The organism is Georgenia sp. TF02-10 (assembly GCF_022759505.1).
Lineage (GTDB): Bacteria > Actinomycetota > Actinomycetes > Actinomycetales > Actinomycetaceae > TF02-10.
Map to the genome: position 1 here is coordinate 3,234,806 of NZ_CP094289.1, position 19,346 is coordinate 3,254,151.

At 74.3% G+C, this 19,346-nt stretch carries 16 protein-coding genes and 1 pseudogene; 9 read left to right on the forward strand and 8 right to left on the reverse strand.

What is annotated here, in order from left to right:
* The first annotated feature begins 170 nt into the window (after positions 1 to 170).
* From MF406_RS14690 to MF406_RS14700, 3 genes are all read left to right on the forward strand, one after another.
* Entirely contained in the window at positions 171 to 1,469 is a 1,299-nt protein-coding gene (locus MF406_RS14690) for a magnesium transporter MgtE N-terminal domain-containing protein (RefSeq protein WP_242895194.1), read from the forward strand.
* Positions 1,462 to 2,010 (forward strand): DUF1003 domain-containing protein, encoded by a 549-nt coding sequence (locus MF406_RS14695; protein WP_242895196.1) that lies wholly within the window; start codon positions 1,462 to 1,464, stop codon positions 2,008 to 2,010. Before MF406_RS14690 ends, MF406_RS14695 begins: the two co-directional genes overlap by 8 nt.
* A gap of 65 nt (positions 2,011 to 2,075) precedes the next feature.
* Positions 2,076 to 3,206: a P-loop NTPase gene (locus MF406_RS14700; RefSeq protein ID WP_242895198.1), complete on the forward strand. Its 1,131-nt coding sequence runs from the start codon at positions 2,076 to 2,078 to the stop codon at positions 3,204 to 3,206.
* Between the two features lie 107 nt (positions 3,207 to 3,313).
* On the opposite strand, the gene MF406_RS14705 is transcribed toward MF406_RS14700, so the two are convergent.
* The 5 genes from MF406_RS14705 to MF406_RS14725 form a co-directional block, all read right to left on the reverse strand.
* Entirely contained in the window at positions 3,314 to 3,550 is a 237-nt protein-coding gene (locus tag MF406_RS14705; RefSeq protein WP_242895200.1) for a DUF3072 domain-containing protein, read from the reverse strand.
* A gap of 231 nt (positions 3,551 to 3,781) precedes the next feature.
* Positions 3,782 to 4,423 (reverse strand): twin-arginine translocase TatA/TatE family subunit, encoded by a 642-nt coding sequence (locus tag MF406_RS14710; protein ID WP_242895201.1) that lies wholly within the window; start codon positions 4,421 to 4,423, stop codon positions 3,782 to 3,784.
* Positions 4,424 to 4,663: 240 nt separating this feature from the next.
* The gene (locus tag MF406_RS14715) at positions 4,664 to 5,572 is read right to left on the reverse strand and encodes an anti-sigma factor (RefSeq protein WP_242897814.1); all 909 of its coding nucleotides are present in this window, start codon (positions 5,570 to 5,572) and stop codon (positions 4,664 to 4,666) included.
* Positions 5,572 to 6,258, reverse strand: a complete 687-nt coding sequence (gene sigE, locus MF406_RS14720) for an RNA polymerase sigma factor SigE (protein WP_242895203.1) — start codon at positions 6,256 to 6,258, stop codon at positions 5,572 to 5,574. Before sigE ends, MF406_RS14715 begins: the two co-directional genes overlap by 1 nt.
* Before the next feature lie 563 nt (positions 6,259 to 6,821).
* Entirely contained in the window at positions 6,822 to 7,025 is a 204-nt protein-coding gene (locus MF406_RS14725) for a hypothetical protein (RefSeq protein WP_242895205.1), read from the reverse strand.
* 526 nt (positions 7,026 to 7,551) lie between these two features.
* Between MF406_RS14725 and MF406_RS14730 the strand changes: the two genes are divergently transcribed.
* Positions 7,552 to 8,382, forward strand: coding sequence for an endonuclease/exonuclease/phosphatase family protein (locus tag MF406_RS14730; protein ID WP_242895207.1), 831 nt, complete (start codon positions 7,552 to 7,554; stop codon positions 8,380 to 8,382).
* A 218-nt stretch (positions 8,383 to 8,600) separates the two neighbouring features.
* Positions 8,601 to 10,523, forward strand: coding sequence for a transposase (locus MF406_RS18915; protein WP_305852966.1), 1,923 nt, complete (start codon positions 8,601 to 8,603; stop codon positions 10,521 to 10,523).
* A gap of 214 nt (positions 10,524 to 10,737) precedes the next feature.
* On the opposite strand, the pseudogene MF406_RS14750 reads toward MF406_RS18915, so the two are convergent.
* From MF406_RS14750 to MF406_RS14760, 3 genes and pseudogenes are all read right to left on the reverse strand, one after another.
* Positions 10,738 to 11,175: pseudogene (locus MF406_RS14750) on the reverse strand (GNAT family N-acetyltransferase); the annotation flags it as partial.
* Between the two features lie 252 nt (positions 11,176 to 11,427).
* Positions 11,428 to 11,574, reverse strand: coding sequence for a hypothetical protein (locus MF406_RS14755; RefSeq protein WP_242895209.1), 147 nt, complete (start codon positions 11,572 to 11,574; stop codon positions 11,428 to 11,430).
* Between the two features lie 78 nt (positions 11,575 to 11,652).
* Complete coding sequence (locus MF406_RS14760; RefSeq protein ID WP_242895211.1) at positions 11,653 to 12,336, reverse strand: alpha/beta fold hydrolase; 684 nt, start codon at positions 12,334 to 12,336, stop codon at positions 11,653 to 11,655.
* A gap of 113 nt (positions 12,337 to 12,449) precedes the next feature.
* Between MF406_RS14760 and MF406_RS14765 the strand changes: the two genes are divergently transcribed.
* The 4 genes from MF406_RS14765 (at position 12,450) to MF406_RS14780 (ending at position 19,304) form a co-directional block, all read left to right on the forward strand.
* On the forward strand, positions 12,450 to 13,460 hold the full coding sequence (locus MF406_RS14765) for a YafY family protein (protein WP_242895213.1): 1,011 nt from the start codon (positions 12,450 to 12,452) through the stop codon (positions 13,458 to 13,460).
* Positions 13,461 to 13,833: 373 nt separating this feature from the next.
* A complete protein-coding gene (locus MF406_RS14770) occupies positions 13,834 to 15,399 on the forward strand; it encodes a flotillin family protein (protein WP_242895215.1) in 1,566 nt (521 codons plus the stop codon).
* A gap of 640 nt (positions 15,400 to 16,039) precedes the next feature.
* Complete coding sequence (locus tag MF406_RS14775; protein ID WP_242895216.1) at positions 16,040 to 17,494, forward strand: HNH endonuclease signature motif containing protein; 1,455 nt, start codon at positions 16,040 to 16,042, stop codon at positions 17,492 to 17,494.
* 421 nt (positions 17,495 to 17,915) lie between these two features.
* A complete protein-coding gene (locus MF406_RS14780; protein ID WP_242895218.1) occupies positions 17,916 to 19,304 on the forward strand; it encodes a DUF2254 domain-containing protein in 1,389 nt (462 codons plus the stop codon).
* Positions 19,305 to 19,346: the final 42 nt, after the last annotated feature.

Below are 19,346 nucleotides of genomic sequence, written 5' to 3' on the forward strand. Positions count from 1 at the left end.
CCCCGCCGCTCCCCCAGACCCCCGCCGCCTCGCCCCCAGCCCCCCGCCGCCTCTCCCCAGACCCGCGCCGCCTCTCTCCCGGGACCCCTGCGACATCTCCCCCAAGCCGGGGCCCCGGCGCCCCCGTGCCCCCGCCCCGCGGCGCGACGGCGCTGTCCTAGGCTCTGCTCGTGAGCACCACCGCCCCGTCCCGCTCCGGCGCCCCGAGCCGCGTCTACGTGGCCCGGCTCGCCGGCACGCCGGTGTTCGACCCCCTCGGGGACCAGGTGGGCCGCGTGCACGACGTCGTCGTCCTGGTCCGGCTCAAGGGTGCCCCGCGCGCCGTCGGGCTGGTGGTGGAGGTCCCCGGCCGGCGGCGGGTCTTCCTGCCGCTGACCCGGGTGACGAGCATCGACGCCGGCGCCGTCATCACCACCGGCCTGGTCAACATCCGCCGGTTCGTCCGCCGGGCCACGGAGACCCTGGTGGTCGCCGAGCTGCTCGACCGGCAGGTCACCCTCCGGGACGGCTCGGGCACCGCCGTCGTGAAGGACGTGGCGCTCGAGCAGCAGCGCAACCGGGACTGGCTGGTCACCAAGCTCTTCGTCCGCCGGCACGCCGGGCGTGGCGTGCTGCGCCGCGGGGAGGCCCTCGTCGTCGACGTCGAGGACGTCACCGGCCTGGCCGCCAGCCCGGGCCAGCAGGGTGCGACGGCGCTGCTCGCCACCCTGGAGGACCTCAAGCCGGCGGACATCGCCGACGTCCTGCGCGACCTCACCGACACCCGCCGGCTGGAGGTGGCCGCCGAGCTCGACGACGAGCGCCTGGCCGACGTCCTGGAGGAGCTCGGCGAGGAGGACCGGGTCTCCATCGTCTCCGGGCTGGGGGTGGAGCGGGCCGCGGACGTGCTGGACGTGATGGAGCCCGACGACGCCGCGGACCTCCTCGCCGAGCTGCCGACCGCCCGGGCGAGTGAGCTGCTCGAGGCGATGGAGCCGGACGAGGCGAAGGACGTGCGCCGGCTGCTGGCCTACGAGGAGCACACCGCCGGCGGGCTGATGACCACCGAGCCGATCATCCTGCCGCCGGAGGCCACCGTCGCCACCGCCCTCGCGCACGCCCGCCGGCAGGACGTCACCCCCGCGCTGGCCGCGATGCTGTTCGTGGTCCGCCCGCCGCTGGAGACCCCGACCGGGCGGCTGCTCGGCGTCGTCCACCTCCAGCACGCCCTGCGCGAGCCGCCGCACGCCCTGGTCGGCTCGCTGCTGGACAAGGACGTCGACGCCCTCGCCCCGCAGGACGAGATCGGCAAGGTCACCCGCCTGCTCGCCACCTACAACCTCACCGCGCTGCCGGTGGTGGACGACGGCGGCCGGCTGCTCGGCGCCGTCTCCGTCGACGACGTGCTGGACCACCTGCTGCCGGAGGACTGGCGCGACGCCGACGAGGACCTCACCGACGAGGTGATGACGAGGAGCGCCCATGGCTGACCGGCTGGACACCCCGCTCGAGGCACGGCGGCGCTGGCTGCCGCGCAGCCGGGACCCCGAGGCGTTCGGCCGGATCTCGGAGGGCATCGCCCGGTTCATGGGCACGCCGCGGTTCCTGGTCTACCTCACCATCTTCTGCGGCGCGTGGCTGCTGTGGAACACCTTCGGGCCGCCGGAGCTGCAGTTCGACTCCGCCGCCCTGGGCTTCACCGCCCTGACCCTCATGCTCTCGCTGCAGGCCTCCTACTCCTCCCCGCTGATCCTGCTGGCGCAGAACCGGCAGGTGGACCGGGACCGGGTCGCCGCGGAGCAGGACCGCCAGCGCGCCGAGCGCAACCTGGCCGACACCGAGTACCTCGCCCGGGAGGTGGCGGCGCTGCGGCTGGCGATGAACGAGGTCGCCACCCGGGACTTCGTCCGCTCGGAGATGCGGTCGCTGCTGGAGGACATCGTGGAGGAGCGGGAGGCGCGCATCCGCGAGCTCGAGCGGGACCTGGCCGAGGCCCGCCGCGCCGTCGAGCACGCCGGCGGCGCGGGGTAGGCGGCTGCCCGGGCGGGACGGGGACCGGCCCCCGGACCACGACGGCGGCAACCTACGATGGAGGCATGAGTGCTCCCACCGTCGAGGCCGTCCGGGCCGAGCTCGGGAAGGTCATGGACCCCGAGATCCGCCGTCCCATCACCGATCTCAACATGGTGCGCAGCGTCGAGGTCGGCCCGGACGGTCAGGTCGTCGTCGGCGTGGACCTGACGACGGCGGGCTGCCCGCTGAAGGACACGATCACCCGGGACGTCTCCGCCGTCGTGGGCGCGCTGGACGGCGTCGCCGGGGTGCAGGTGGCCATGGGCGTGATGTCCGAGGAGCAGCGCCGCGAGCTCCGCAGCCAGCTGCGCGGCGGCGTCGCCGAGCCGGTCATCCCCTTCGCCCAGCCCGGCTCCCTCACCCGCGTCTACGCGGTGACCTCCGGCAAGGGCGGGGTGGGCAAGTCCACGGTCACGGCCAACCTCGCCGCGGCGATGGCCGCCGACGGGCTCAAGGTCGGCGTCGTCGACGCCGACATCTACGGCTTCTCCATCCCCCGGATGCTCGGCGTGACCTACCCGCCGACCAAGGTCGAGGACATGATCCTGCCGCCGGTGGCGCACGACGTGAAGGTCATCTCCATCGGGATGTTCACCCAGGACGGCCGGCCGGTGGTGTGGCGCGGGCCGATGCTGCACCGCGCGCTGCAGCAGTTCCTCGCCGACGTCTTCTGGGGCGACCTGGACGTCCTGCTGCTGGACCTGCCGCCGGGCACCGGGGACATCGCGATCTCGGTGGCGCAGATGCTGCCGACCTCGGAGATCCTCGTCGTCACCACCCCGCAGGTGGCCGCCGCGGAGGTGGCGCAGCGGGCCGGGGTGATCGCCGCGCAGACCCAGCAGCACGTGGTCGGGGTCATCGAGAACATGTCCTGGATCGAGCAGGGCGGGGACCGGGTGGAGATCTTCGGCTCCGGCGGCGGTGCGCGGGTGTCCGCCGAGCTGGGCCGCACGCTCGGCTACCAGGTGCCGCTGCTCGCCCAGCTGCCCATCGAGGTGGCGCTGCGGGAGGGTGCCGACGCCGGTCGCCCGCTCGTCCTCGCCGACGGCGGCAGCCCGGCCGTCGACGGGCTGCGGGAGGTGGCCCGCACCCTGAGCCACCGGGCCCGGGGGCTCGCCGGCCGCTCGCTCGGGATCAGCCCGGTCGGGCGCTGACGACGGCGCCCGGCCGCCGCGCGTGACCGGTGCGTCGGCGTCAGTGGTCGGCAGACGTCTGGTCTGTCGGCGTCACTCGTTCCGCCGACGTCAGCCGGTCGACCGGGTCACCGGTCGGTGGACCCGCCGTTCGTCTCGTCGTCGCCGGCGACCCGCTCGGACTGGCCGCGCAGCTCGTCGATGAGGCTGGAGGCCTGGGCCTTGGTCAGGTCCTCCGGCAGGTCCCGGCCGGCCTCGCGGGCGAGCGTGCCCAGGTAGCTCAGCTGGGCGCCGGTGGCCGGCTCGTCCCCGGTGGTCCAGTCCTCGGGGTCCTTGATGGTGTCGTCGCCGCGGTTCTCGGTCATGGGGAACACGGTAGGGCGGGACCTGGCTCCGCGCGCGGCGGTGCAGGCGCCGGGCGGCCGCCGTCTGCCTGATCGGCTGCCGCGATCCGCCCGACCTGGCTGCCACGATCCGCCCGACCGGTGCCGCCGTCCGCCCGACCGGCTGCCGTCATCGACCCGACCTGGTCGGGCTGGGCGCTCGTCCCCAGAGAGCGCGACCCGCACCGGCGGGAGGCGCGGGTGGCTCCAGACTCAGGTGGCCTCGTCGTCGAAGGGGACGACGTAGCCGGCAACGTCCTCACCCGCCGGGGCACCCGCCGTCGGCGCGCCGCCGTCAGCTGCGGCGACCGATCCCCCGGCCCTTCCATCCGTCCCCGGAATGGCCACCGCACCGATGGCCGGCGACGCTCCGGGCACCGCACCATCGGACGTTGCCTTGCCGGACGCCACCCCGGCCGCCGTCGACCCGGCAGCCGCCATTCCAGCCGCCGACGCCGCGCCGCTAGCCGTCATCCCGTCGCCCGCTGCGCCGCCGGGCCCGGGCGTCACCGTCGCGCCGGCGGCGACACCACTCCCGCTGGTGCCACGGCCCGCCGGCGCAGTGGCCCGCCGGGCGGTGGGCGGACGGCGCACCACCGGCGGTGGGGGCGGGTCGTCGAGGAGCGCCTCCCGGACGATGCGGCGCGGGTCGTACTGCCTGGGGTCCAGCGCCGCCAGCTCGGCCATCTCGTCGCCGAGCTCCTCCTGGACCCGCTCCTTGGCACCGGTGGCCAGCCGCTTGAGCTCGCGGACCAGGCGGGCGAGCTGTGCGGCGAGCTCGGGCAGCCGCTCGGGGCCGATCAGGAGGAACGCCAGGATGAGCAGCACAGTGAGCTCGCCCCAGTTGATCGGCACCCGGCAAGGATAGGCCGAGCCTTGGGGCGCCATACCGCGCGCGGTGCCGGGAGCCGGTCGCTTTCGCGGCGGTCGGGCCGGCCTGACCCGTGCCCGGGGGCGGTCCAGCGACGGCTGCGCCAGCCCGAGACGGGCGCGGGTCGTAGAGCGGGCCATCCGGCTAGGGCAGCCCGGGCAGGGCAGCCCGGGCAGGGCAGCCCGGGCAGGGCAGCCCGAGCGCTCAGGCCGCTCGGCGGCGCCTCAGCCCACCAGCGCCTGGGTCCACCCGACGACCGTGTCCAGGCCCCGGTCCAGGCGACCGGCCACGCCGGTACCCGGGTTGGTGGCCGGGAAGAGCTCGGCCACCTGGGTCACGTGCTCGGCGTCCTCACCGGCCGCGGTGACCAGGACGACCACGTCGTCGCACTGCGCGACCAGGCCGGCGCCGGCGCCCGGCAGCCGGAACGCGCTACCCGACCCGAGGGGCACGGTGGGCAGCGTGGCGAGCGCGGCGACGTCGAGCACGCCGCGCTGCTGCAGCACCTGGACCGGCCGGCCGTCGGCGACGACCGCGACCTCCACGACCTCCCGGCCGGCGTCGTCGGTGCTGGTGCCGACGTGCGAGATGCGGATCCCCTCCGGCAGGTCGGCGGGGGCGGGCCAGTCGTGGTCCCGCAGCCAGGCCAGCGCGGCGGTGGTGGTGTCCGCCCCGGCGTCGACGCGCTGGACGGAGTCGGCGGAGACGACGAAGGTGCTCGGGCCCTGTCCGGGCCCGGACACCTGGGCGAGCATCCCGGCCGGGTCCCCGGTCCGCTCGGTGAGCGCCCCGACGACGACGAGCGCGCCGGCCACCCCGGCGGCCCCGGCGACGGCCAGGGAGGCGCGGACCACCAGCCGGCGCCGGCTCCCGGTGCGCAGGTGCGCGCGCAGCCCCCCCGGGGCCGGCCAGGGGGCTGCCGGTGCGGCGCCGAGGCGGAGCAGGCGGTCGGTGAGCTCGGCGCTAGGTGCGACGTCGTGGGCCTCGCTCAGCCGCCGTCGGGAGGCCCGCTCGACGGCGACCTGCGCGGCGCAGGCCTCGCAGGTCACGAGGTGCGCGAGGGCCTCCTCGGCCCGCTCGGGCGGCAGCTGGCCGTCGACGAGCGCGCTGACGTCGTCGCCCAGGTGCGCCATCACCTGGCCTCCGCGGGGTCGGGGACGGAGGTGGGGCGGCGGTGCGCGAGCTGGTCGCGCAGCATGGCGCGGGCGCGGTGGATGCGGGAGCGGACGGTACCCATCTTGATGTCGAGGGTGGCCGCGATCTCCTCGTAGGACAACCCCTCGATGTCGCACAGCACCACCGCGGCGCGGTACTTCGGCGGCAGCGCGTCCAGGGCGGCCTGGACGTCGACGTCGAGGTGGGCGTGCTCGAACCCGCGCTCGGGCTCGTCGACGTCGCGGGCGGCCGGCAGCCGCTCGGTCGCCTCACCGATCGGGTCCATCCGCACCCGGGAGCGGCGGCGGGCCTGGTCGAGGAAGAGGTTGGTGGTGATGCGGTGCAGCCAGCCGTCGAAGTTGCCGGGCTGGTAGCTGTGCAGGGACCGGAAGACCCGGACGAAGGTCTCCTGGGTGAGGTCCTCGGCGTCGGCCCGGTTGCCGCTGAGCCGGTAGGCCAGCCGGTACACCCGCGCCGAGTGCTCGGTGACGATCTCCTCCCACGACGGCGGCTGCCAGGCGGGGGCGTCGGCGGCAGCCGGGACGGGGGCCCCGGCGGGAGGTGCGACGGCGGCCGCAGCAGAATCGTCGACGGCGACGTCGGCGGCTCGGGTGTCGAGGCTGCCGCCGGCCGGGCGGGCGACGGGCGCGCCGTCGTGCGACATGGGACGTCCTTCTGTTCGGGTCCTCCTACGGTACTGGTCGGACCTGGGCGTCGCCTGGGAGCGGGTCGTACCGCGGAGCGGTCGTGGAGCGCACGGGAGATGGCACCACGTGCGAGCCCCGGGCCTTGTCGGCGTCTTGGTGCCGGCAGTCACAGTCACGTCCCGGCCGGGGGGTCAACCTCCGAGGTGCTCGGGGCCGTGGTGCTTCGCGTCCGGGCACCGCCGGATCGCGGTCCGAGCGGGTCGCCGGGACCGAGGTGGCGGGCGGGCGGCCTCGTCCAGGGCTTCTTGTAGGTCGTCATCGAGCTGGACTCGGGTATGGCTCGGCCTCGAGGCGAAGAACTCACGATCGGCTTGCCACATCTTCTCTCGCACTCGCTCGTGCGCTTCGGCCTCGTCGGCTGCGCGAAGGGTGGGTCGGGTAAGTGCCATGTGGACGTGATCAGCCGCCGCTCGGCGGCTTTCCACACGATGGGTGTAGCCGGGGATGTTGACCAGCACCTCGGTGTCCGGATACGTGTAAGGATCCGGCATCACCGGTCACCCCAGCCCGTTCGCTGTGGTCAGCGCGTGTCGTGCTCGGCTTCCAGTTCCGCCAGCCCCTCGGCGATGGTTTGCTCGGCCGTCGCCTCACCGGTCAGCACCCTGCGGGCCGCCTCCCGGTCCGCGGCCGTCGGCTCCTCACCAGCGGTGCGCTGACCCGCTTCGATCGCGGCCTGCCGCCGAGCGATCCACGCCTGGGAAGCCGCCTTCGTCACTACGATCACCCGCCTCCTCCGCGGTCCCCGGCGCCTTCCGGGCTACCGCCTGCGCCCGGCACCACTCCAGGTGACATCCTCGCAGCGCCCGCCAGTGGCGTCTCCACGCCGCCAGATCATGTTCTACCCGTCCTGACCGGCAAGACGGGATGGATGCAGGGCCCCAGGGTCCGTAGTGCACCTCCCCTACGGGACGACTCTGCGGAGGCCCGCGGTGAGGGGCGGTGCGACGGCACAATTCGCGACCGACATGATTTGCGATCGCTACAATACTTGTAGCCGCCCCCGACATGATGCGTCTCGGAACCGTCATCAGAGCACCGCTTCTCGTCAGTCAGTGAGGGACGGCGACTGCTGACGCCATCAGCGCTGGTCGACAAGCTCGGGGGAAGACGCGCGGTCAAAGGAGTGTGGACAGAAGATGAGTGCGCCGAATCGAGACACGCTGGCGTCGATGACTGGTGGCCGTGCACTCGCTCGACCAAGCGGTGGACTACGACCCGATCGCCCGCCCGAGGGTTCGGGCATCCGGGTCGTGACGCTCAACGTGCTCGACTTCGCCGACGCGGACGGAGAGACCCGGAGGGCGGTCGTCGCGCGCCGGCTGCGCGAGCTCGCGCCCGACGTCGTCGCGCTGCAGGAGGTGCCCACCGACCGGCCGGACGAGATCGTGTCGGAGCTCCTCGGCGCGGGCTACGCCGTGGTGGCCCACCCGACGGACTCTCCCGACGGCGTCGGCGCGCTCCTGGCCTCCCGGTGGCCGCTCGCGCCGCTGCACACGGAGGACCTGCGGCTGACGGACCGGTCCGGGGACCTGCCGTGGAGCTTCGCGGTGTTCGCCCGGGTCGACGCGCCGGCCCCGCTGGGTCCGGTCCTGGTGGTTCATCCCAAACCCGCCTGGACCTACCGGCTCGAGCACGAGCGCGAGATCGCGGCGGTACGGACGTCCGAGCTGGCCGACGGGCTCACCGCAGAGCAGGGCATCGAGCACGTCGTCGTGCTCGGTGACTTCGACGCCGCACCCGACCACGCCTCGATGCGGTTCTGGACGGGCCGGCAGTCGCTGGGCGGGACGAGCACGTGCTACACCGACGCGTGGGAGGCGTGCCGTCCGGCCGAACCCGGCCACACCTTCACCCGCCAGAACCCTCTCGTCCGGGCGGGCACGATGCCGCACGGCCCGGACCGGCGGATCGACTACGTCCTGGTGCGCTGCGGCAGCCACGGCCCCTCGCTGCAGGTCGCCTCGTGCGCGCTCGTCCTCGACCAGCCCGTCGACGGCGTGCAGGCCAGCGACCACTACGGCGTCCTCGCGGACCTCTCGGTGCCCGACCGCCCAAGCGGCAGCTGGGCGCCCGACTGGTGAACCCAGGCCTACCGTCGCCGGTCACCGCGCCTCGGCGACCCGGCTGACGATCCAGGCGTGCTTGCCGACCTGCCGCACCCGCTCGAAGCCGTACTGGTCGAAGAGCTCCACCGTGGCGCTGAACAGGAACCTCCCCTGGGAGCCTGTTGCTTTTTGGGCTGGCGCGGGCCTGGGCGTGTCTGCCGGCCGGCCTGGGCGCTGCCGGGAGGATCGGGGGTATGGCCAGGACGTACCGGGTGGTGGATCGGGACCAGGAGTTCTTGCTCCCGCCGGACATGCGTGAGTGGTTGCCGCCGGAGCATCTGGTGTGGTTCTTGATCGCGGCGGTGGAGCGGATGGACACCACCGCCTTCCACGCCAAGGCCCGGTTGGGTGGGGTGGGTCGGCGGGGGTATGACCCGGAGATGCTGCTGACGCTGTTCGTGTACGCGATGGCGCAGGGGGAGTCCTCCTCGCGGCGGATCGAGCGGCTGTGCCACACGGATGTGGCGTTCCGGGTGATCTGCGCCCAGGACGTCCCGGACCACACGGTGCTGGCCCGGTTCCGCCAGCGCCACGAGGAGGCGCTGACCGGTCTGCTGACCGAGTCGTTGGTGCTGGCCGCCGAGCTGGGGATGCTCTCGATGGGGGTGGTGGCTCTGGACGGGACGAAGATCCAGGCCAGCGCCAGCAGGGGCGCCAACCGCAGCGAGGCCACCCTGCGGAAGATGGCGGAGGACTACGTCGGCCGGGTCGGCGCCACGGACGCGGAGGAGGACGCCCTGTTCGGTCCGGACAAGCGCGGGGACGAGCTGCCCGAGGCGGTGACCGACCGGACCGACCGGGGTGGGCGGATCCAGCGGGCGCTGGACGTCATCACCGCCCGCCGCACCAAGACCGAGGCGGAGGAGAAGAAGAAGGCCGAGCGGGCCCAGAAGCGCGCCGCCGCCCGCAAGGTGGAGGCGGAGGCGGAGGCGGCGAGGGCCGCCGAGCGGGCCGAGAAGTATCTCGCCGCCCGCCGCAAGGCCGAGGCCGAGGCGGCGAAGACGGCCGAGCGGGCAGAGAAGACGGTCGAGCGGGCCGAGGAGTACCAGAGCGCGCAGGCGGAGGGGGCCCCGCTGTGCGGGCACCCGCCGAAGGGGGTGGACCCGGTCGGCGTGGCCAGGGCCCGGTGGGAGCGGGCGCGGGCGCAGGCCGCGGCCCGGTACGAGGCCTACCAGGGCGACCTGGCCGCCGGGGTGGTCAGGAGGGGACGCCCGCCGCTGCCGCCGGACGAGCACTGCCGGGTCCGTCGGGCCTGGGTGGCCTACCAGGCGGCCCTGGCCGCCCGCGGCCTCGTGACCGCTGGTCAGGACACGGCCGGCGGCACCGATCAGGACCGGGCCCCAGGCGCCGGCGCCGGCAACGCCACCGGGGCCGGCACGGAGCAGACCGCCGACGCCGGCCAGGCGCCGGGCGCCGGCACGGAGCAGGCCGCAGACGCTGAGAAGGTTGGCGCCGGGGCGGCGGCGCAGGCCGGCGGCCCGGCCGGGGAGAACGCCGGGGAGAAGGTGTATGCCAACCTCACCGACCCGGACTCCCGGCTGATGAAGACCCGCGACGGTTGGGTCCAGGGCATGAACTGCCAGACCTCCACCAGCGAGGACGTGTTCATCCTGACCGCCCGGGCCACCCAGGACACCACCGACGTGCGCCAGTTCCTGCCCACCAAGGACGCGGTCGAGACCACCCTGGCCACCATCGCCGAGCGCACCGGCCGGACGGACCTGACCATCGGGACGATGCTCGCCGACGCGGGGTATGACTCCAACGAGAACCTCACCGCACCCGGCCCGGACCGGTTGATCGCCGACAGCAAGCGCCGCCGCCTGTCCGCCCGCGCCACCACGAACCCGGCCGAGGGTCCACCACCGGAGGGTGCGTCGGCCCGGGAGAAGGTCAACCACCGGCTGCGCACCCCCGACGGGCTCGCCACCTACCGGCGCCGGTCCCACCTGATCGAAGCCCCCAACGCCTGGCTGAAGGACGGCCGCGGGCTGCGCCGGTTCTCCCGCCGCGGCCTGGCAGCGGTGCAGTCCGAGCTCTCCCTGGCCGCCGGGGTGACCAACCTGCTCCGCCTGCTCGCCAAGGGAGTGACCACCGCCCAGCTCCAGGTCGCCTGACCCCCACCAGGGGCACCCCCACACCCCCGCCAGGGCCCCCACCCGCCCGCACAGCCCCCGAAGTCCCCCCAGGGCGTCCAGCACACGCTCGGCCCGGCTCACCGAGCCGCTGGTCCGAAAATCCCGCCACCAGGCCCCCGCGCGACCGCCGCCAAAGGACAACAGGCTCCTGGGCCTGGCGGCCGTCCGTCACCTCGGAGATCGCCTCCACCAGCCCGCCGCCCTGCCGGGCGATGGCATCGAGCGCACCTTCCAGCGCCACCCGGGCGATGCCCTGGCCGCGGTGCTTGGGATCGACGTAGATACAGGTGATCCGCCAGTCCGGCACCGGCGGGGCGTCCTTGTCGTAGACGCGGCGGTGCTTGATACCGGGCAGCTCCTCCGGGCTGCCGTACTGGGCCCAGCCCTGTGCCCGCCCCTCCCCGTCCAGGACGAGCGCGGCGTGGGCCCGACCGGTGCGCACCCGGTCCTCCTTGATCGCCCGGTAGCTGACGCCGCGCTGCCCGCACTCCGGGTGGTAGCCGATGCACCAACACCCGCCGTAGACGCCGTTGTTGCGCTCCACGAGCTCGGCGAACGCGTCCCACGTCGAGGCGTCCAGCTCCGTCACCCTGTACACCGGCGCTCCTCCGGCGCCCGCCAGAGTCACCATCGGTCGGCCTCCCCTACCGGCATCCGGGCCAGGGCGGGCGGAGCAGTGATCATCGGCCAGCGCCCCGAGTCGAGCGCGACGGAGGAGCCGCTGGCGCTCGTCAGTTCCGGCATGTCAGCACCTTTATCCGCACTCTCGCCTTCGATCCGCGCTCTCGCCTTCAATCCGCACGCTCGCCCGCGGCGGGCGTGAAGCTCCGGGTATGCCCGCACGGGGAGATCGTGGCCGAGGTCGCCTCGGTCGGCCCACCGGTCAGAGCTCGGTGCCCAGCGGCCGGCGCGGAACGAACGGCGTGGTGCGCCGCCGCGCCTGCCGCCGGACGCGGCGAAGGTGGGCGCCCTCGGCCTCACGGATGAGGTCCGCTGCACGGACCTCATGGAGCTCGAACCACATGTCCATCACGGTCTCCTCCTGGTGGTGGTACGGACGATGGGTGGGTGGGGGTGTGCGCCGCTGCGCCCTCGGCGCCCGCCGCGGTCACCACCGGTCGGCCTCCTCGGCCAGCACCCGGGCCAGGGCGGCCGGGGCGGTGATCATCGGCCAGTGCCCGGAGTCGAGGTCGACGAAGGAGACCGCGGCGCGCGCCAGCTCGGGCACGTCCCCGCCGTCGATCCATGCTCGTGCGTCGGCAGGTGAGAACTCCGGGCATACCAGCAGCACGGGGACGTCGTGCCGCCGGTCGTCGCGGAGCCGGACCACGCCCCGCGAGACGGCCTCCGGGACCGGGACCGCCCGCGCCACGAACGCGCGCCGGGCGGCGTCGTCCAGGTCCGCGGAGTCCGGGCCTTCGAACGGCTCCCAGCCGGGGAAGGGCATCGCGCCGTCCTCGGGCTCGAAGAGGTCGGCGTAGCGCTCGCCGTCCGCCGCGGGGAACCCGCCCACCAGCGCCACCGCGCGGACTCGCGCCGGACGCGCGTCGGCGGCCACCCACGCGAGGCTGCACGCGGCCGAGTGGCCGACGACCAGCGGCGGGCCGTCCGCGGCGTCGACGGCCGCGACCACCGCCTCCACCTGGTCGTCGAACGTCGCCGTCGGGTCGCCGTCGTCCTGGCCCGGGAGGGCGACCGGCACCGGCCGGTGCCCGCGCACCCGAAGGTGCTCGGCCACGTCGTCCCAGACCGAGGCGTCCAGCCACAGCCCGGCGATGAGCAGGATGTCCACGGCTGCTCCTTCCTCGAGGGCCGGCCGGGGTGCCAGCGCCTGCGGTTCGCGTCTCTCGCACCCCGACGCTAGAGCCGGTTCCGGACGATCTACTTCCTGGCTAGCCTCGGGATGTGGGAGCCGACCTGAGCCCGACCGCGCGGGCGCTCCGCGCGCTCGACCTGCTCCAGACCAGCCCCGGCGCCACCGCCGCCGATCTCGCCGGCCATCTCGGCGTCACCGAGCGGGCCGCCCGCCGCTACGTCGCGATCCTGCGGGAGGCGGGTATCCCGGTCACCGCGACGCGCGGCCCCTACGGCGGGTACCGGCTCGGCCGCGGCGTCCGGCTGCCGCCCGTGGTGTTCACCGCGCCGGAGGCGGTGGCCCTCGTCATGGCCGTCCTCCAGGGCGGCCGGGCCCCCGACGGCGAGGACGCCGTCGGCACCGCGCTGGCGAAGCTGGTCCGGGCGCTGCCGGAGAACGTCGGCCGGCAGGCCGCGGTCGTCGCTCGCCACGCGGCGACCGCACCGGACCGCGGAACCCAGCCGGCGCCCGACACCACCAGCGCCCTGGTGACCGCCGTCGGCCTGCAACGACGCGTCACGATCGGCTACCGCAGCGGCGCGGGCCGGGAGTGGGCGGAGGACGTCGACCCGTGGGCCGTCGTCGTGCGGCACGGCTACTGGTACCTGCTGTGCCACTCCCACCGCGCCGGGGCGGTCCGTGCCTACCGGGTGGACCGGGTCCGCTCGGTCGTCGAGGGGAACGAGCGGTTCGAGCCCCCGGCCGGCCTGGACGCCGTGGCGCTGCTCGAGGAGCACCTCGGCACCGGCTGGGAGTACGAGACGCGGGTGGTCTTCGACGCGCCGGCGGAGGAGGTCGCCCGGTACGTCCGGCCGCCGATGGGCCGCCTGGAAGCCGCCGACGACGGCGAGGGCTGCACGCTGGTCGGGACGACGGGCAACCCCGAGATGTACGCCGCGGAGTGGCTCGCGGCGATCCCGCTGCCGTTCCGCGTGGCCGGGGGGCCGGAGCTGCGCCAGGCGGTCGCCGCGGTCGCGGCGCGGCTGACGACGGCGGCCGGCGGGGTGCCGGGCGACGTGCGCGGGGCGGCGGCGAGCAGTCCCACCGACCCGCGTACGTAAACGCGGTCCGACCACTCGGACCCTCGGGTCGCCCGGCTAGGCATCTCGACGTTCGCGGGCCGGGCCCACCGCCCGAAACCGGTTACGCCACGCCCTGGTCAGGATCTGCGGCCCTGGTCAGGACCTGCGTCCGGCACCATCGCCGACACTGGGCGGCGAGCTCGGGACCGGCCCTGTCCGACCTTGGCCACATGATCGTTCACGATCTGAAAGCCCGCCTGAGGTTCGTCGCCCCCCGGTAGGGTCACAGTGCCCGACCGGAACGATCGGCGGGCGCGGTTTGCCCGCCTGGCGATCAAGTCCGCCTGGGCAGGCGACGGCCGCTCATGGCCGTACCGCTCTCCGTGACCGACGTCCTGCCTCGAGGAGTGCCGTGGATCTCGCCCGCCCCGTCCTGATCGTCGCTGCGGCGGTCGTCGCCGTGCTGGTCCTGGCGGTCGTCGTCTTCGTCTATGCAAAGGTGCGGTTCAAGATCGCAACGCCTGACGAGGCGCTCATCATCACCGGCCGCAAGAGCGGCGCACCGGTGATCAACCCCGAGACGGGTGATGAGAGCACCGACCTGTCCGGGCAACGCGTCGTCATCGGCGGAGGAACGTTCGTCAAGCCGGTCTTCGAGCAGGTCGCACGGCTCTCCCTGGCATCCCAGAGCTTTCCGGTGACGGCCGAAGACGCCACCACGAAGAGTGGTGTGGGAGTCACGCTGCGGAGCATCGCCGTCGTCAAGGTCGGCGGCACCGAGCGCATGGTGCGGGCCGCGGCGCAACGCTTCGCGGGACGGAACCAGGAGCAGGTGATCGAGCAGCAGACCAGCGAGGTCCTGGTCGGTGTTCTGCGCACCATCGCGGGCACGCTGACCGTGGAGTCGATCCTCTACGAGCGCCAGGACTTCTCCAAGGAGGTCAAGGACATAGCCGTCCCGATGCTCGCCGAGCGGGGTCTGGTCCTGGAGAACTTCGAGATCCAGACGGTCGAGGACTCCGGCGACTACATCCGCAACCTCGGCCGTCCCAGGGCGGCCGCGGTGGCCCGTGATGCCGAGATCGCGGAGGCGCAGGCCCAGCAGGAGAGCACCGAGCGTTCCAACGAGGCCGCGGTCCAGATCGCGGAGTCCAACAAGGCCCTCGCGCTGCGCAATGCGCAGATCGCCCAGCAGACGGCCACGGCGCAGGCCGAGGCCGAGGCAGCACGCGAGCGCGCGGAGGCGGAGGCTCAGCAGGCCGTGCTCGTGCAGCAGGAGCAGGTGGCCCAGCGTCGGGCGGCGCTGCGCGAGCAGGAGCTCCAGACCGAGGTGCGCAAGCCCGCCGAGGCGGCCAAGTACGAGGCGGCGCAGGAGGCCGACGCCCGCAAGTACGCGGCGGAGCAGGAGGCGGAGGCGGCCAAGACGGCGGCGATCCGGAAGGCCGAGGCGGAGGCCCAGCGCACCACGGCGCAGGCACAGGCGGAGGCGTCGGCCCTGCGCGCGCGGGCCGAGGCCGCCCTTGTCGAGCAGCAGCGCCGGGCCGAGGGCGCCCTCGCGCTCGCCCGGGCGGAGGCGGACGGCACCCAGGCCCGCGGCGAGGCCGAGGCCGCTGCCGAGCGGGCAAAGGGGGAAGCACGAGGTGCCGCGATCAAGGCCGAGGCCGACGCCTACCAGGCCTTCCCCGAGTCGGCGCGCCTGCAGATGGTGCTCGACGCGCTGCCGAGGATGGCGCAGCCCTACGCCGACGCGCTCAGCAGCATCGACGACATCACCGTCATCGACAAGAACGGGGCCTCCAGGCTCACCGACCAGGTCGCCGTCGGCGTGAACGAGCTCGGGGCGCTCCTCAAGGCGCAGACTGGCATCGACCTGCTTCAGCTGGTCCGCGGGGCCGCCGAAGAGAACCGGCCCGAGAAGGCAACGCCGGCCGGACGCAGCCCAGGGGGCCACGAGGCCGGTGACGGCGCGCGGACGTAGCCCCTCCTCCACCCGGCATCCCCGGCGAGGACTCGCGGCGGCCTGCGCGGGTCACCTGCGCGAAGCCCACCGCAATGCCGCCCGACGATCACCACCCCGGCACAGACGACCTCCTGCATCCCAGCAGCTCCCGTAACCCGTCGGCGCCACCTGATCGATGAGGTCGACGGGCAACCGGCTGGTATCCGACTCACCCGGTCGACCCTGAGCCGTTCCTTGCCTGGATGGCCGCGGACGATTTCGTTTCCCAGGCGACCAGGGGCATCTATGTCAGTGCGGGCCACCGCTCGGCGATCAGATCGAGCGGCTTGGCGCTGACCTCGTGGAGCTTGTACCGCCCCTCGAGCGTCGTCTAGGACCAGGCCTGCAGCCTTCGACCAGGCCTGCGGCTTCGAGGACGGCGAGGTGCTGGGCGATCGCCTGTCGCGATGACCCGAGCCCGTGGTTGCTCATGAGTTGGCCGCACAGCGAGGGGCGCCTGCCCAGTCCGCACCGTCAACTCGTCGAGAATTATCCACAACGACACCCTTGTTGCCACACAATCCACAGATTAAAAAATCCCGGTAGAAAGCCTTGCGGAGTCGTACGCCAGTTCGATAGAATGTGTGGCAGGAAGAACATCACGAGGAGGTGAGCAGCCATGGGACCCGAGCACCCGCCACCGGAACCGGCCGGCACCGCGGACCTGGCCGGGGCGCTCCAGCGGGCCAGCCAGGCCCTGGCCGAGCTCCAGGGCGTGGACGTCGTCGGCCTCCAGGCCGGGGAGGTGCTGGCCGCGGTCGACACCCTCGAGCGGCTGCGCCGCCAGGTCGAGGGCCTGGCTTCCAAGGTCCTGGCAGCCGTCGAGGCCCACGGGCTGTGGGCCGCCGGCGGGGCCAGGTCCCTGCCGGTGTGGTACCGCCACCGCACCGGGCGGACGGACGTGACCGCCCGCACCGAGGTCCGGCGGGCCCGCACCCTGCGCGAGCACCTGCCCGCCACCGCCGCGGCCCTGGCCGCCGGGGTGATCGGGCCAGACCACGCCGCGGCCCTGGCCCGGCACGCCACCGACACCCAGGCGCGCCGGGACCAGCTCGCCGACCCCGAGATGGGCGAGGCGTTCCTGCTGACCCAGGCCCAGGCGATGGACGCCACCCTGTTCACCCGCCTGGTGCGCCGGTGGGCGATCATGACCGACCCCGAGGCCGCCGAGGCGTCCTGGAAGGAAGACGTCGGCCGGGAGGAGCTCTACCTGTCCCGGACCACCGGGGGGTACGACCTGCGCGGGTGGCTCACCGAGACCAGCGGTGACCTGCTCTACCGGGCGCTGTCCGCCCGCACCCCCACCCCCGCCGCCGGGGAGAAGAGCACCCCGGCCCAGCGCCGCGCCGCGGCCCTGGACGGCCTGGCCCACCTCGCCCTGGACTCCGGTACCCTGCGACCCGGCGCCCGGATCCGCCCCCACCTGGCCGTCACCGTCCCCTTCGACACACTGAAGGCCCTCGCCGACGCCGAGGGCGACACCCCGCCGGGGCAGCCCGCCGGGGACGACGCCAGCGCCGGGCAGGCCGCCGGGCAGCACCTGGGCGCCGGGCCCGGCGGACCCGGCGCGGCAGCCGGGCCGCCAGGGCCGGGTGGGAGCGTCGGAGCGGCTGGGGCGGAGGCGGTGCTGACCACCACCCTGGACGCCGGCCGGCTCCGCGGTGTCGAGCCCGCCACCCTCGAGGACGGCACCCCGCTGCCCCACGGGCTCCTCGCCCGCCTCGCCTGCGGCTCCGCCGTCCACCGCGTGGTCTTCGGCCCCGCGAGCGAGATCCTGGACGTCGGCCGCGAAGAACGCCTGTTCACCACCGCCCAGACCCGCGCCATCATCGCCCGGGACCGCCACTGCCAGTCCCCCGACTGCACCGCACCGCCGGGGGAAGGGGAGATCCATCACTCCATCACCTGGTGGGCCCAGCACGGACCCACCGACGTCGCCCTCGGGGTGCTGCTCTGCTGGCACCACCACGACCTCGTTCACGCCCGCGACATCACCATCACCCGTCTGCACGGGCAGTGGCACTTCCACCGCCCCGACGGCACCGAGATCCACCCCTACCGCCTCACGGCCTAACCGGATCCATGCCACATGTGCGACGCCGCCGGTGCCGGGACCGCGCGGACGCCTCAGGCTGAGACGCCGGCGGCATTCGCCGGTCGCTCACCTCCACCCCGGCCCTCTGCGCTGGCGAGGCCCTGGCAGACCCGCCGCGACCTCGACCCGATGGCCGGGTGTGGGACTGATGGACATCGGCGTGGAGGTCGAGAACCAGACCCGCCTCCTCGACATCCCGGGATCATGGACCGGCTGGGGCGCCTGTCCTACCTCGAGCGGGAGGGGCAGGCCCGGTCGGGGGTCGATGGCCGTCAGGTTCGTGCCCCATGGGTCGCTGGTCGAGGCTCGATGGGCCGGCATCGCCGGAGGGGACGACGCGGGGCGTACGGCCCACCGCTCTCGGTGGGCACTAGCCCGACCATCCCGGGACGATGACGTCATGAGGAGGTACCCAGCCCTGCGACCCGAGCTGGCCCTGGCCGCTGGGGTGTACCGGTTCCGCGAGAGCCTCTTCCTGCTCCCGGCGCTCATCGTCGCGGGCGGCGTCGGGCTGGCCGAGGCGGCCGCGGCGGTCGACCGCGCCCTGGACGCTCGGGAGACGGTCCCCGGCGCTGTCCAGATGGCCAGCAACGCGGCGACGTGGCTGCTCAGCACCGTCGCCGGTGCGACGATCACGACGGCGGGTGTCGTGTTCTCGCTGACCGTCGTCAGCCTGCAGCTGGCCAGCAGCCAGTTCTCGCCGCGGGTCATGCGCTCGTTCGTCCGCGACCGGCTCAGCCAGGTCGTCATCGGCCTGCTGGTCGCCACGTTCGTGTACAGCGTGCTGACCCTGCGGCACATTGGCGCCGACCCGGCCGCACCAGCCCCACCGGTCACCCTGACCGTGGCCGTGGCGCTGACCCTGGTGACCGTCGTGCTGATCGTGGCCCACCTCGACCGCCTGGCGCGGCGGCTGCAGGTCGGCGAGGTAGTTCGGGCGATCGCGCAGGAGGGCAGCGAGGTGCTGGCGGCCATGCTGCGCACCGGGGTCGACGAGCGCCCCGCCGCACCGACGCGCGAGGACCTCGAACCGTACGTCGTCCCGGCACCCCGGGCCGGCTGGGTCACGCAGGCGCCGGGCCAACGGATCCTGCAGGCGGTACCGCCGGGCACGACGGTTCGGCTCGAGACCCGCACGGGCGCGTACATCCACCAGGGTGAGCCGCTGGTCACGCTGTGGCCCACCCCGGCCGACCCCCGCCGGGTGGTGCGGCTGCTGTCGGCCACGGTCGCCGTGGCCGACAACCGCACGATGCAGGAGGACGTGGACTTTGCGATCCGCCAGCTGGTCGACATCGGGCTGCGCGCCCTGAGCTCAGCCATCAACGACCCGACCACGGCGGTGGAGGCCACGCTGCGCATCGGCGGGCTGCTGCGCGAGGTGCTCGTGGCCGACCTGCCCCCGGAGAGCGTCGCCGGCCCCGACGGGCGGGTGCTGCTGCGCCCCTGGAACCTGCGGCACGAGGAGTACATCGAGCACGCCTTCAGCCAGCTGCGGCAGGCAGCACCGGCCCAACCGCTGGTGGTCGCCACGCTGCTGCGGGTCCTCAGGATGCTGGTCCAGCACGTCCAGGAGGCCGGCCGCGACGAGCACGTGCCGGCGCTGCGCCGCCAGATCCGGCTGCTGCTCGAGACGGTCCAGGACCAGCCGGGCCTGCACCCGGAGGACCTGGCCCGTCTGCGAGCCGTCGCGGAGGACGCCACCGACCCGGCGGAGCACGGCGACCCGCTCCCCGATGCGCGGCGGGACGGGCGACTGGCGCGGGCGACGGGACACGGGCAGGACTGACCGCCGGGGCCGCCGTCGGGCTGCCGCGCGGCTGGGTCGGGC

What these genes read in the sequence shown, in the direction of transcription:
- MF406_RS14695 (WP_242895196.1), top strand. Translation starts at nt 1,462, where the DNA reads ATGGCTGACCGGCTGGACACCCCGCTCGAGGCACGGCGGCGCTGGCTG.
- MF406_RS14700 (WP_242895198.1), top strand. Translation starts at nt 2,076, where the DNA reads ATGAGTGCTCCCACCGTCGAGGCCGTCCGGGCCGAGCTCGGGAAGGTC.
- MF406_RS14705 (WP_242895200.1), bottom strand. Translation starts at nt 3,550, where the DNA reads ATGACCGAGAACCGCGGCGACGACACCATCAAGGACCCCGAGGACTGG.
- MF406_RS14715 (WP_242897814.1), bottom strand. Translation starts at nt 5,572, where the DNA reads ATGGCGCACCTGGGCGACGACGTCAGCGCGCTCGTCGACGGCCAGCTG.
- sigE (WP_242895203.1), bottom strand. Translation starts at nt 6,258, where the DNA reads ATGTCGCACGACGGCGCGCCCGTCGCCCGCCCGGCCGGCGGCAGCCTC.
- MF406_RS18915 (WP_305852966.1), top strand. Translation starts at nt 8,601, where the DNA reads ATGGCCAGGACGTACCGGGTGGTGGATCGGGACCAGGAGTTCTTGCTC.
- MF406_RS14755 (WP_242895209.1), bottom strand. Translation starts at nt 11,574, where the DNA reads ATGGACATGTGGTTCGAGCTCCATGAGGTCCGTGCAGCGGACCTCATC.
- MF406_RS14775 (WP_242895216.1), top strand. Translation starts at nt 16,040, where the DNA reads ATGGGACCCGAGCACCCGCCACCGGAACCGGCCGGCACCGCGGACCTG.
- MF406_RS14780 (WP_242895218.1), top strand. Translation starts at nt 17,916, where the DNA reads ATGAGGAGGTACCCAGCCCTGCGACCCGAGCTGGCCCTGGCCGCTGGG.